This window comes from Kluyvera genomosp. 2 (assembly GCF_036759865.1).
Lineage (GTDB): Bacteria > Pseudomonadota > Gammaproteobacteria > Enterobacterales > Enterobacteriaceae > Kluyvera > Kluyvera ascorbata_B.
Genome location: NZ_JAPKIA010000001.1, coordinates 197711 through 211684 on the forward strand (window position 1 = coordinate 197711; position 13974 = coordinate 211684).

At 57.1% G+C, this 13974-nt stretch carries 9 protein-coding genes; 3 read left to right on the forward strand and 6 right to left on the reverse strand.

Annotated features, from left to right (window positions below; genetic code table 11):
• Positions 1-50: 50 nt before the first annotated feature.
• Positions 51-1406, reverse strand: a complete 1356-nt coding sequence (melA, locus tag V6942_RS00995) for an alpha-galactosidase (protein ID WP_106926361.1) — start codon at positions 1404-1406, stop codon at positions 51-53.
• A 269-nt stretch (positions 1407-1675) separates the two neighbouring features.
• Between melA and melR the strand changes: the two genes are divergently transcribed.
• From melR to fhuE, 3 genes are all read left to right on the forward strand, one after another.
• Complete coding sequence (gene melR / locus V6942_RS01000; RefSeq protein WP_182929090.1) at positions 1676-2602, forward strand: transcriptional regulator MelR; 927 nt, start codon at positions 1676-1678, stop codon at positions 2600-2602.
• A gap of 117 nt (positions 2603-2719) precedes the next feature.
• Complete coding sequence (gene mfd, locus V6942_RS01005) at positions 2720-6166, forward strand: transcription-repair coupling factor (protein ID WP_182929091.1); 3447 nt, start codon at positions 2720-2722, stop codon at positions 6164-6166.
• Between the two features lie 293 nt (positions 6167-6459).
• Complete coding sequence (gene fhuE, locus V6942_RS01010) at positions 6460-8643, forward strand: ferric-rhodotorulic acid/ferric-coprogen receptor FhuE (RefSeq protein WP_106926355.1); 2184 nt, start codon at positions 6460-6462, stop codon at positions 8641-8643.
• Between the two features lie 136 nt (positions 8644-8779).
• Here the strand turns inward: fhuE and ptsG are convergent, their stop codons facing one another.
• From ptsG to yceG, 5 genes are all read right to left on the reverse strand, one after another.
• Entirely contained in the window at positions 8780-10213 is a 1434-nt protein-coding gene (ptsG, locus tag V6942_RS01015) for a PTS glucose transporter subunit IIBC (RefSeq protein WP_106926353.1), read from the reverse strand.
• A gap of 300 nt (positions 10214-10513) precedes the next feature.
• A complete protein-coding gene (locus V6942_RS01020) occupies positions 10514-11308 on the reverse strand; it encodes a metal-dependent hydrolase (protein ID WP_106926351.1) in 795 nt (264 codons plus the stop codon).
• A 10-nt stretch (positions 11309-11318) separates the two neighbouring features.
• The gene (gene holB / locus V6942_RS01025) at positions 11319-12323 is read right to left on the reverse strand and encodes a DNA polymerase III subunit delta' (RefSeq protein WP_333500714.1); all 1005 of its coding nucleotides are present in this window, start codon (positions 12321-12323) and stop codon (positions 11319-11321) included.
• A complete protein-coding gene (gene tmk, locus V6942_RS01030; protein WP_182929094.1) occupies positions 12320-12961 on the reverse strand; it encodes a dTMP kinase in 642 nt (213 codons plus the stop codon). Before tmk ends, holB begins: the two co-directional genes overlap by 4 nt.
• Positions 12951-13973 (reverse strand): cell division protein YceG, encoded by a 1023-nt coding sequence (gene yceG / locus V6942_RS01035; protein WP_106926345.1) that lies wholly within the window; start codon positions 13971-13973, stop codon positions 12951-12953. Before yceG ends, tmk begins: the two co-directional genes overlap by 11 nt.
• Between the last annotated feature and the right edge of the window lies 1 nt (position 13974).

The following is a 13974-nucleotide window of genomic DNA, read 5'->3' on the forward strand; positions in this document are numbered from 1 at the left end:
TAGCAAAAGGTAACGCGCCGGATACATTGCCCGGCGCAGTGTCATTTTGATTAATGATGCAGCCAGGCTGGCAACCAGTCGCCGTGGGCAGCAATCAGGTCATCCACCAGCGCATAAATCTCCTCAATACCCAGCACGGCAGCGGTATGCGGGTCCATCATTGCCGCATGGTAAACACGATCGCGGTTTTCCGTCAGAATGGCTTCCGTGAGCAGCGTCTGCACGTTGATGTTGGTCTGCATCATCGCCGCCAGGTGCGCAGGTATCGCCCCGACTTTGGTTGGCTGGATCCCGTTAGCATCAACCAGACAGGCCACTTCCACGCAGCTGCCCTGCGGCAGGTTATCAATCAGCCCGTCATTGCGCACGTTGCCATAAATGACGCTGGGCTCACCGGTCCACAGCGCGTTCATAATGGTGCTGGCGTACTCGCGCGACGGTTTAATATCAATGCGATCGGCGCGTTTATACTCCTCCAGCTCTTTATGCCAGTTCGCCACCTGCTCAACGCAGCGTTTCGGGTACTCATCCAGCGGAACGCGGTAGCGCGCAATGAGATCTTCCCGTCCGGGTTTGATAAACCACGGGGTATATTCCGCAAAGTGTTCAGACGACTCGGTGACGAAGTAGCCCAGCTTTTTGAACATTTCATAGCGCACGATGTTCTGGCAACGCGTATTTCCATGAATATTCGGCTTAGGCGCCTGCCCGGCCTCATAGGCAGCCAGCAGCTCAGGGTACAGATTGACGTAGCGGCCATCAGCCGTTTTACGCTCCAGCTCAAGATAAAACGCCATATGGTTAATCCCGGCGCAGCGATAGCGGAGCAATGCCGGATCGATATCCAGGTCACGCGCCAGCTCTTCCGCCGTCCCCTGTACGGAGTGACATAACCCAACCTGTTTGATATGCGGATAGCGGGCATACATCGCCCACGTGTTCATCGCCATCGGGTTGACGTAGTTCAGCATGGTGGCATCCGGACACAGTTCGCTCATATCCTCACAAATCTGCCATAAATGCGGGATCGTACGCAGCGCGCGCATGATGCCGCCGGGGCCAAGGGTATCGGCGATCGTCTGTTCCAGACCGTGGCGCTTACAAACCTCAAAGTCGGTGACGGTGCACGGCTCGTAGCCGCCAATCTGGAAGGCGACGACCACGAAATCAGCCCCCTGCAGCGCAACGCGCTGGTCGGTGTGGCAGGTAATATGGCCGGATGCGCCGGCGGAATCCATCAGCTTGCGCACCACGATATGCGACTCTTCCAGCCGCGTTTCGTCGATATCCATCAGCGCGATATGCGCCGACTTCAGCGCCTCGCGGTGGAACACGTCGCCGAGGATATTCTTAACAAAAATGGTGGAACCGGCGCCGATAAAGGTAATTTTTGGTGCTGTCATCATGACTCTCCCGAACAGTATTGGACACCTTCATGGTGGCACGCGCCTGGTACAGAAAACTTCCACCTTCCACAATGAGCATTCCCATAAACTCAGATCCTCTGCGGGAAGGCAAATAATCTGAGTTTATGGGAACAAATAGGCAAAAAAGCAGAGTATCCGGCCCTTTTTTGAGTCTATTCTTATGAGTAACGGTGGCTTTTGCGGCCTGCTTCCCGGTTTAAAAGCCGCCGCGATGGCATGATTCTGATAAATCAGGAAATGGAGCAATCATGAGCAGCGAACCGATAGTCTTTCTTCCTCCCGACCCGCACATGTGTAACGGCGATGAAAAACAGACCCGCAGCCCGCTGTCGCTTTACTCCGAATACCAGCGGCTGGACGTTGAGCTGCGCCCGCCTCACGCCATGCCCGCCAGCCACTGGCACGGGCAGGTTGAGGTCAACGTCCCGTTCGACGGCGATGTGGAATACCTGATTAACAACGAAGTGGTGCAGATAAAACAGGGGCACATCACCCTGTTCTGGGCCTGTACGCCGCACCAGCTAACCCGCCCCGGTAGCTGTAAACAGATGGCCATTTTCAGCCTGCCTATGCATCTGTTTCTCTCCTGGCCTTTGGACCGGGAACTGGTCAATCACGTGACGCATGGTATGGTGATTAAATCACTGGCTACCCAGCAGCTCAGCACTTTTGAAGTGATGCGCTGGCAGCAGGAAATCAGCAGCCCCAACGAGCAAATTCGCCAGCTGGCGATCGACGAAATCGCCCTGATGCTCAAACGCTTTAGCCTTTCCGGCTGGCAGCCGATCCTGCTGAACAAAACTTCACGCACCCACAAAAACAGCGTCTCGCGCCACGCGCAGTTTTATGTCAGCCAGATGCTGGGCTTTATTGCCGACAACTACGATCAGGCGCTGACGATCAACGACGTCGCCGAACACGTGAAGCTTAACGCTAACTACGCAATGGGCATCTTCCAACGCGTCATGCAGCTCACGCTGAAGCAATACATTACCGCCATGCGCATCAACCACGTGCGTGCGCTGCTCAGCGATACCGATAAAACCATTATCGACGTTGCCATGACCGCCGGGTTCCGCTCGAGCAGTCGTTTTTACAGTACCTTCAGTAAATTTGTCGGCATGTCGCCGCAGCAATACCGCAAGCTCAGCCAGCAGAGACGGCAAATGATCTGAAACCCGAACGCCCCGCACTTTCAGCGGTTGCACTCCCGCCGCCATCACGGATAATAAGTACAGCAAATTTATATTATTACCGTGAAATTACGGCCTTCTGGAGAACGTGCGCTGACTATGCCTGAACTTGCTCGTTATGCCCTACCGACAAAACCTGGCGACCAGCGCCAGCTTGGCGAACTGACCGGCGCGGCCTGTGCGACGCTGGTGGCAGATATTGCCGAACGCCACGCGGGGCCGGTGGTGCTCATCGCCCCGGATATGCAAAACGCTCTGCGCCTGCACGATGAAATCGGCCAGTTTACCGACAGCATGGTGATGAACCTTGCCGACTGGGAAACCCTGCCCTACGATAGCTTCTCGCCGCATCAGGATATTATTTCCTCGCGCCTGTCGACGCTGTACCAGCTGCCGACCATGCAGCGCGGTGTACTGATTGTGCCGGTCAGCACGCTGATGCAGCGGGTATGCCCGCACAGCTTCCTGCACGGCCACGCGCTGGTGATGAAAAAAGGCCAGCGCCTGTCGCGCGACGCCCTGCGCGACCAGCTAGACAGCGCGGGTTACCGTCACGTTGATCAGGTTATGGAACACGGCGAATTCGCTACCCGCGGCGCGCTGCTCGACCTCTACCCGATGGGCAGCGACCGACCCTATCGTCTCGATTTCTTCGACGATGAAATTGACAGCCTGCGCGTGTTTGACGTCGACAGCCAGCGCACCCTGGAAGAGGTTGAGGCCATCAACCTGCTGCCCGCGCACGAATTTCCCACCGACAAAGCGGCTATTGAGCTGTTCCGCAGCGCGTGGCGCGACAAGTTCGATGTCAAACGCGATGCCGAGCATATCTACCAGCAGGTCAGCAAAGGCACCCTGCCCGCCGGGATCGAATACTGGCAGCCGCTGTTCTTCAGCGAGCCGCTGCCGCCGCTGTTTAGCTATTTCCCCGCCAACACGCTGTTGGTCAATACCGGCGATCTGGAAGCCAGCGCGGCGCGTTTCCAGGCCGATGCGCAGGCGCGTTTTGAAAGCCGCGGCGTTGACCCGATGCGCCCGCTGCTGCCGCCTGCCCAGCTTTGGCTGCGCACCGACGAGCTGAACAGCGAACTCAAAAAATGGCCGCGCGTCCAGCTGAAGACCGACCGTCTGGCCGAGAAAGCGGCCCACACGAACCTGGGGTTCCAGCCGCTGCCGGACCTTTCCGTGCAGGCGCAGAATAAATCGCCGCTGGATAACCTGCGCAAATTTATTGAGTCCTTTGGCGGCTCAGTGGTGTTCTCGGTAGAGAGCGAAGGCCGCCGCGAGGCGCTGGGCGAGCTGCTGGCGCGCATTAAGCTGTCGCCTAAGCGTATTCAGCGGCTGGATGAGGCCAGCGGCAAAGGTCACTATCTGATGATTGGCGCGGCCGAGCACGGTTTTATCGACACTCAGGCCAATCTGGCGCTGGTCTGCGAGAGCGATCTGCTGGGCGAGCGCGTGGCCCGTCGTCGTCAGGACGCACGGCGTACCATCAACCCGGATACCCTGATTCGTAACCTGGCGGAGCTGCACGTTGGCCAGCCGGTGGTGCATCTGGAGCACGGAGTCGGCCGCTATGCCGGAATGACCACGCTGGAAGCGGGCGGCATTACCGCCGAGTATCTGATGCTCACCTACGCGAACGACGCCAAACTGTATGTGCCGGTGTCGTCCCTGCATCTGATCAGCCGCTATGCAGGTGGGGCCGAAGAGAACGCACCGTTGCACAAACTGGGCGGCGATGCCTGGACCCGCGCGCGACAGAAAGCCGCCGAGAAGGTGCGCGATGTCGCAGCAGAACTGCTGGATATTTACGCGCAGCGGGCGGCAAAAGAAGGCTTCGCCTTCAAACATGACCGCGAGCAGTACCAGCTGTTCTGCGACAGCTTCCCGTTCGAAACCACGCCGGACCAGGCGCAGGCGATTAACGCCGTGCTCAGCGATATGTGCCAGCCGCTGGCGATGGACCGACTGGTGTGCGGCGACGTCGGCTTTGGTAAAACCGAAGTCGCCATGCGCGCCGCTTTCCTCGCGGTAGAGAACCACAAGCAGGTGGCAGTGCTGGTACCGACCACCCTGCTGGCTCAGCAGCACTACGATAACTTCCGCGACCGCTTCGCCAACTGGCCGGTGCGTATTGAAATGCTCTCGCGTTTTCGCAGCGCCAAAGAGCAAACACAGATCCTTGCCGAAGCCGCTGAAGGCAAAATTGACATTCTCATCGGCACCCATAAGCTGCTGCAAAGCGACGTCAAGCTGCGCGACCTGGGCCTGTTGATTGTCGATGAAGAACACCGCTTCGGCGTGCGCCATAAAGAGCGCATTAAGGCGATGCGTGCCGACGTCGATATACTGACCCTGACCGCCACCCCGATCCCGCGAACCCTGAATATGGCGATGAGCGGGATGCGCGATCTGTCCATTATTGCCACCCCGCCCGCCCGACGCCTGGCGGTGAAAACCTTCGTGCGCGAGTACGATAGCCTTGTCGTACGCGAAGCGATTCTGCGTGAAACCCTGCGCGGCGGCCAGGTGTACTATCTGTACAATGACGTCGAGAATATCCAGAAAGCGGCCGACCGGCTGGCTGAGCTGGTGCCCGAAGCGCGTATCGCCATCGGTCACGGCCAGATGCGCGAACGCGAGCTGGAACGGGTGATGAACGATTTCCACCACCAGCGTTTCAACGTGCTGGTGTGTACCACCATCATCGAAACCGGTATCGACATTCCGACCGCCAACACCATTATCATCGAGCGAGCGGACCACTTCGGCTTAGCGCAGCTACACCAACTGCGCGGCCGCGTCGGTCGGTCGCATCACCAGGCCTACGCCTGGCTGCTGACGCCGCATCCGAAAGCGATGACCACCGATGCGCAAAAACGCCTGGAAGCCATTGCGTCACTGGAAGACCTCGGTGCGGGCTTTGCGCTGGCGACCCACGACCTCGAGATTCGCGGTGCGGGCGAACTGCTCGGCGAAGACCAAAGTGGTTCCATGGAGACCATCGGCTTCTCACTGTATATGGAGCTACTGGAAAACGCCGTCGATGCGCTCAAAGAAGGTCGCGAGCCGTCGCTGGAGGATTTAACCAGCCAGCAAACCGAAGTCGAGCTGCGCATGCCGTCGCTGCTGCCGGACGATTTTATCCCGGACGTCAACACGCGCCTGTCGTTCTACAAGCGTATCGCTAGCGCGAAGGGCGAAAACGAGCTGGATGAAATCAAGGTTGAGCTGATTGATCGCTTCGGCCTGCTGCCGGATGCCGCGCGTAACCTGCTGGATATTGCCCGTCTGCGTCAGCAGGCGCAGAAGCTGGGCATTCGCAAGCTGGAGGGCAACGAGAAAGGTGGAGTTATCGAGTTCGCCGAGAAGAACCACGTTAACCCGACGTGGCTGATTGGCCTGCTACAGAAGCAGCCGCAGCACTTCCGTCTCGACGGCCCGACGCGTCTGAAGTTCTTCCAGGAGCTCGGCGATCGTAAAACACGCATGGACTGGGTACGCCAGTTTATGCGCCAGCTTGAAGAGAACGCGCTCGCCTGAGTTTCTCCTGCCGAGCGGCGCGACGTTTACCCGGCTTTTAACCTCATCATGGTAGGCCCGGTAAGCGTCGCGCCGCCGGGCCATTTCTCCCCGCCCCCCCTTTCCTCACCGATCGCTCCCGACTGAAAAACCGTTTCACTTCGCCCCTTATCCGGCTTACTTTTGTTTACATATGAATAAAAATGCGTATATTTCTCATTTGCATTTATCTTTAAGTGCACATTGGCATCACTCATTGACCGTGGCCACAGAGCTGCGGAACACAACAACACTCGTTAGATTAAGGGTTTATCATGTCTTTCATTTCCACTACCCGGGATAACCGTGCCGCCCTCACTCTCGTGGCTATGGGCATTGCGCTGGCGCTCTACCCAGGCCTCGGCATTGCTGCCAGCAGCGGCGAAGACACCATCGTCGTCGATGGTTCGGCCGACAGCAGTGCTGCCAACGACCAGCAGGACTACAGCGTAAAATCCACCACCGCTGGCACCAAAATGCAGATGGTTCAGCGCGATATCCCGCAGTCGGTCAGCATTGTGAACGAGCAGCGTATGCAGGATCAGCAGCTGCAAACGCTCGGCGACGTCATGAATAATACCCTCGGCATTACCAGCAGCCAGGCCGACTCCGATCGCACCAGCTATTTCTCACGCGGCTTTCAAATCGATAACTATATGGTCGACGGTATCCCGACCTATTTTGAATCCCGCTGGAACCTGGGCGATGCGCTTTCCGATACCGCGCTGTTTGAACGCGTGGAAGTGGTACGCGGGGCAAATGGCCTGATGACGGGGACTGGGAACCCTTCCGCCTCCATTAACATGATCCGTAAACATGCCACCAGCCAGGAGTTCAAAGGCAACCTTTCCGCTGAGTACGGTAGCTGGAATAAACAACGCTATGTTGCCGACCTGCAAAGCCCGTTGACCGATGACGGTAAAGTGCGCGCGCGTATCGTTGCAGGCTATCAGAACAATGATTCCTGGCTTGACCGCTACAATAACGAAAAGACCTTCTTCTCAGGCATTCTGGATGCGGATCTCGGCGACACCACCCGCCTCTCCGTTGGTTATGAATACCAGCAAATCAATGTCAACAGCCCTACCTGGGGCGGTTTACCACGTTGGAATACCGACGGCAGTACCAACCATTACGATCGCGCGCACAGCACCTCGCCGGACTGGGCCTATAACGATAAAGACATCAATAAAGTCTTCATGACGCTGACGCAGCGCTTTGCCGATACCTGGCAGGCGACGCTGAATGCCACCCATTCAGAGGTGAAGTTCGACAGTAAAATGATGTACATCGACGCCTATGTTAACAAGGCGGATGGAACATTAGTTGGCCCGTACGGCAGCTACGGTCCGGATTATGAATACGTTGGCGGGACGGGTTGGAACAGCGGTAAGCGTAAAGTTGATGCGTTAGATCTTTATGCAGACGGGAGCTATGACCTGTTCGGCCGCCAGCATAACCTGATGCTGGGCGGTAGCTACAGCAAGCAGAACAATCGCTATTTCAGCTCCTGGGATAACGTTTTCCCGGATGCAATCGGCAACTTTGATAACTTCAATAGCGCCAGTTTCCCGGAAACCAACTGGTCCCCACAGAGCCTCGCGCAGGACGATACCACGCGCATGAAGTCGCTGTATGCGGCTACGCGCATCACGCTCGCAGACCCGCTTCATCTGATCGTTGGGGCACGTTATACCAACTGGAGCGTTAACACGCTGTCCTACAGCATGGAACAGAACCACACGACGCCGTACGCGGGGCTGGTTTACGACATCAACGATAACTGGTCTACCTACGCCAGCTATACCTCCATCTTCCAGCCGCAAAAGGACAAAGACAGTTCCGGCAAATATCTGAAGCCCATTACCGGCAACAACTATGAAGTCGGCCTGAAATCCGACTGGATGGACAGCCGCCTGACCACCACGCTTGCCGTGTTCCGCATTGAGCAGGATAACCTGGCGCAGTCTACCGGGGTACCGATCGCCGGCAGCAACGGCGAAACGGCCTACACCACCGCCGACGGCACCGTCAGCAAAGGCGTTGAATTTGAAATTAACGGTGCGCTGACTGACAACTGGCAGATGACCTTTGGCGCCACCCGCTATGTTGCCACCGACAATCAAGGTCAAGCGGTTAACCCGAACCTGCCGCGCACCACCGTGAAGCTGTTCACCCACTATCGCCTGCCTGCAATGCCCGAACTAACCGTTGGCGGCGGCGTGAACTGGCAGAACCGCGTCTACAAAGATACCGCCACCGCATACGGAACGTTCCGAGCAGAACAAGGCAGCTACGCGCTGGTGGATTTATTCACCCGTTATCAGGTCACCAAAAACTTCGCTATTCAGGGCAACCTGAACAACCTGTTTGATAAAACCTACGACACCAATATTGATGGTTCAATCGTGTACGGTGAACCGCGTAACGTGAGCGTGACCGCGAGCTATCAGTTCTGACCGGGGAGCGTCACTCGGCAAAAGGAGCCTGATGGCTCCTTTTTTATTGCCGGATGGCGGCGGCACCCTGCTCCAGACGTAAAAAAGGCAGCCATTCGGCTGCCTTAGTCTCCCCAACTTTTCGACTTCGAATAACTTAGTTATTACGAATATAGTCGTCCATCTCGGTTTTCAGGTTATCGGATTTGGTACCGAAAATAGCCTGAACGCCGGAACCTGCAACCACCACACCCGCAGCGCCCAGTTTCTTCAGGCCAGCCTGATCCACTTTCGCGACGTCGGCTACGCTCACGCGCAGACGAGTGATACAGGCGTCAAGGTTCGTGATGTTTTCTTTACCGCCGAAGGCTGCAATCAGCGCCGGAGCCATTTCACTGGTTGCGCCCGCTTTGGTTTCTTCAGTGGTGTCTTCGCGGCCCGGCGTCTTCAGATCCAGTGCTTTAATCAGCACGCGGAAGATGACGTAGTACACGATCGCATAGCAGATACCGACAATCGGGAACAGCCACAGTTTGCTGCTGTTACCGGACAGGACGATAAAGTCGATCAGGCCGTGAGAGAACGACGTCCCGTCACGCATACCCAGCAGGATACAGATCGGGAATGCCAGACCCGCCAGAATCGCGTGGATAACGTACAGAATCGGCGCTACGAACATGAAGGAGAACTCGATCGGCTCGGTGATACCGGTCAGGAACGAGGTCAGCGCAGCGGAGATCATGATACCGCCCACTTTTGCACGGTTCTCTGGTTTAGCAGAGTGCCAGATTGCAATCGCAGCAGCCGGCAGGCCGTACATTTTGAACAGGAAACCGCCGGACAGTTTGCCCGCGGTCGGGTCGCCTGCCATGTAACGAGGAATATCGCCATGGAAGACCTGACCCGCTGCGTTGGTGAATTCGCCGATCTGCATCTGGAAAGGAACGTTCCAGATGTGGTGCAGACCGAACGGCACCAGGCAACGCTCGATGAAGCCGTAAATACCGAACGCCACAACCGGGTTCTGGTAAGCAGCCCACTGAGAGAAGGTCTGAATGGCGGTACCGATTGGCGGCCAAATGAAGGACAGGATCACACCGGTAAAGATGGCGGCCAGACCTGAAATGATCGGAACAAAACGCTTGCCCGCGAAGAAGCCCAGGTATTCCGGCAGCTTGATACGGTAGAAGCGATTGAACATGTACGCGGCAATCGCACCGGAGATGATCCCGCCGAGCACGCCGGTATCAGCCAGGTGTTTCGCGGTAATCTCTTCAGCCGGTAAGTGCAGTACCAGCGGCGCGACCACGGCCATGGTTTTCACCATGATGCCGTAAGCGACGACGGACGCCAGCGCGGAAACACCGTCGTTATTGGTGAAGCCTAATGCGACACCGATAGCGAAGATAAGCGGCATGTTGGCAAAAACAGAACCGCCTGCTTCTGCCATAACATGGGAAACGACGGCTGGCAGCCAGCTGAAGTTTGCGGAACCGACGCCCAGCAGAATACCTGCGATAGGCAGTACGGATACCGGCAGCATCAGCGATTTACCGACCTTCTGCAGGTTAGCAAATGCATTCTTAAACATAATAAGGAGTGCTCCTGAGTTTGTACTTTTATCTACGTTTTCACGCATCGGTGAGATGGGGAGAAACTCACCAGGGACAGGGCATCTAAGTGCCCTTTTTATTTATTACACAGAGTAAAATAAATCCCTGTGCTTTTGTTTGACGGCTATCACGTTTCAAAGAGCCATGGCTTAAAAACTTAATCTTCTTTACATAAAACGTGTCTGTATGTTGCAAGATTAACATTCACCGCCACTTTTATGGCGGTGAACTGTACTCGCTTTGACCATTAATTACGAGCATTAAAATAAGCTCTAAAATCAGGCAGATTGCAGGCGGGCGGGGTCGATATGGAAGAGCGTAGAAAAGTTTTCGGTGGTCTGTTCGGCCAGCTGTTCAACGCTTACGCCCTTCAGCACCGCCATATATTCGGCGACGTCACGAACCATGGCCGGCTGGTTCTCTTTGCCACGATGCGGTACCGGCGCCAGATAAGGTGAATCGGTCTCAACCAGCAGACGATCCAGCGGCACATAGCGCGCGGCCTCGCGAAGCTGTTCAGCATTACGGAAGGTCACAATCCCGGAAAATGAAATATAGAACCCCATATCCAGCAGCTTGCCCGCCGTCTCCGCGTCTTCAGTGAAACAGTGTAGTACACCGCCGCAATCCGTCACTTTTTCTTCCCGCAGAATCGCCAGCGTATCGGCCCGGGCGTCACGGGTATGGACGATAACCGGTTTGTTCAGTTCACGACCAATCTGAATATGCTGGCGAAACGACAGCTGCTGCTGCGCTTTGGTTTCCGGCGTATAGAAGTAGTCCAGGCCCGTTTCACCCATGGCCACGACGCCCTCCTCCGCCGCGAAACGGCGAAGCTCTTCAACATCGTAGGCTTCGTCCTGGTTGAGCGGGTGTACGCCGCAGGAGAACACCACCTCCGGGCGCGCGCCCACCAGCTCGCGCATATGACGGTAGCCCGGCAGCGTGGTGGCCACCGCCAGAGCAAAACGGACGTCACGCGCGGCGGCTTTCGCCATCACGTCGTCTACGTCTTTGTGCAGGGATTGATAATCAAGGCCATCAAGATGGCAGTGCGAGTCGACTAAAAACATGGTGTCTCTCTTAGAGGTGAGATACTGGCAGTACCGCACCAGGTTGCAAATACTGTTCCCAGCGCAGCAGGCGCTCGGTGAGGATTAATTCGCGGTTCAGCCCGGTCACGCTTTGCAGCTGCTCACGGCAGGTGCAGGCATCGGCGGCAATCGCCTGCAGGCGAGCGCCGGACAGCGTCTGCGCCAGCTGGTGAACCAGCGCCGGACAGTCGGCATTGGTCAGGCGCGTAATCCGCTGCTGATGCTTAAGGGCATCCAGCAGCAGCGATGAAAACCAATGTAAACGCTGTACGACTGAATCATGGTTCAGCGACGGCAAAAATGCCAGCCAGTCGCCGCTGTCGATCGTGGCACTCAGCGCCTGACATAATTTTTCCCGTGCCGCCCAGGAATCGGGGGCAAGCAGTTCCAGCGCCGCAGCGGGCGCGTGATCGGACAGGCGCAGCGCGCTCAGCAGCGTCTCACGCGACGCACTGATTTCACGCTCAAGCCACGCCAGCGCGTACCCTTCACCCGGCGGAGCCAGATGGTAAAAACGGCAGCGGCTGCGCAACGTAGCCAGCAGCCGCGCGGGCTCCTGACAGGCCAGAAAGAACCAGGTATTCTTCGGCGGCTCTTCCAGCGTTTTCAGTAACGCGTTAGCGGCAGCCTCGGTCAACAGCGCCGCATCGGCTATCCACACCACTTTAGCGCCACCGAGACGCGCGTGCTCGTACAGCTTTTCGCTGACCTCGCGCACCGCATCAATCCCCAGCGTACTTTTGCCTTTCTCAGGCTGTAGCGCATAGTAATCCGGGTGCGTACCGGCCTGCATCAGCTGGCAGCTGTGGCAGTGGCCGCAGCTTTTATGACCGTCCGGCGTCTGGCACATCAGGAAGCGGGTGATAGCATAGACCAGCGAGTCAGCCCCCATTCCCCTGCGCGCTTGAACCAGCAGCGCATGGTGACCACGTCCGGCCTGATAACTCGTGACGAGCTGTTCAAACGGCGGGCGTAACCACGGATACCATTTCATGCCTGTTGCTCCACCACCCACGCGGTCACCGCCGCACGGATATCGCTCATCACGTTGTCCAGCGGCTGGGTGGCATCAATGGTGAGAATACTGTCATCCGCCGCAGCCAGTTCAAGGTAGCGCGCGCGGGTGCGGTTAAAGAAGTTCAGCGACTCTTGCTCAATGCGGTCAAGATCGCCGCGCGCGCGGGCGCGCTTAAGGCCAACTTCCGGCGTCACATCAAGGTAAATCGTCAGGTCAGGACGGAAGTCACCGAGCACCGCATCACGCAGCGTCGACAGCAAATGGCGATCGATACCGCGCCCGCCGCCCTGGTAGGCCTGGGTTGAAAGATCGTGACGGTCGCCAATCACCCACTGCCCGCTTGCCAGCGCCGGTTTAATCACCGTTTCAACCAGTTGAACGCGCGCGGCGTAGAACATCAGCACTTCGGCCTTATCAGTAATGACTTCGTCGCCGACTGATTTGATATCCAGAACCAGGCTGCGCAGCTTCTCTGCCAGCACGGTGCCACCCGGCTCGCGGGTAAACAGCAGATCGTTGACGCCGAGGCCGCGCAACGTGTCAACGACGACATCCCGTGCGGTGGTTTTCCCGGCCCCTTCCAGTCCTTCAATGACGATGTAATTACTGCGCATTTTTATCCTTTAGCACTTTCAGGTAATCCTGCACCGAGCGATTATGGCTCGCAAGATTGGTATTAAACGTATGACCACCTTTACCGTCGGCCACAAAATAGAGGTACGGCGTTTTTGCCGGATGCGCGGCGGCATTCAGCGACGCTTCGCCCGGGCTGGCGATCGGGCCCGGCGGCAGGCCAGATATCGTGTAGGTATTATACGCAGTTGGGGTCTCAAGATCCTTACGCGAGATCTTCCCATCGTAGCGCTCTCCCATGCCGTAAATCACGGTGGGATCGGTTTGCAGACGCATACCTATACGCAGGCGATTGATAAATACCGACGCCACGCGATCGCGCTCTTCCGCTACCGCCGTCTCTTTTTCAATAATCGACGCCATGGTCACCAGCTGGTTTTTATCCTGATACGGCAGGCCGTCCATTCGCCCTTCCCAGGCTTTATCGACCTGGGCAACCATTTTCTGGTGCGCACGCTTGAGGATGGCGACATCGGTCGTGTGGGCGGTATACATCCAGGTGTCAGGCCAGAACCAGCCTTCAATCCACTCTGGGTTCTCCAGCGCCAGCGCTTTCGCCACGGTGGCGTAGCTATCGTCACTCAGCGTGTGTTTGATATAAGGCGCTTCGCGCAGCTGCTTCAGATAATCGCTCAGACGCATACCTTCAACGAAGCGCAGCGGGAACTGCGCCTCTTTGCCGCTGGCCAGCAGCTGCATCACGTCGCGAACGGTCATCTGCGGCGTAAAGCGATAGGTCCCGGCTTTGAAGTGGGAAAGCTCCGGCTCAAGGCGCAGCAGCCACTGGAACACCCGCGGACGATTGATCACCTTCTCGGCGTACAGCTGGTCGCCCAGCGCCAGTCGCCCGGTGCCCGCTTTTAAGGTGAAGATGGTCTCGTCTTTCACCAGGATAGTGCTGTCTGCCAGCTGGCGCACTTTCCACATGCCGACGCCGGCGGCAACGCCGAGGGCAACCAACAGTAACAGAACAAGGCGTAACAGTTTCTTCATG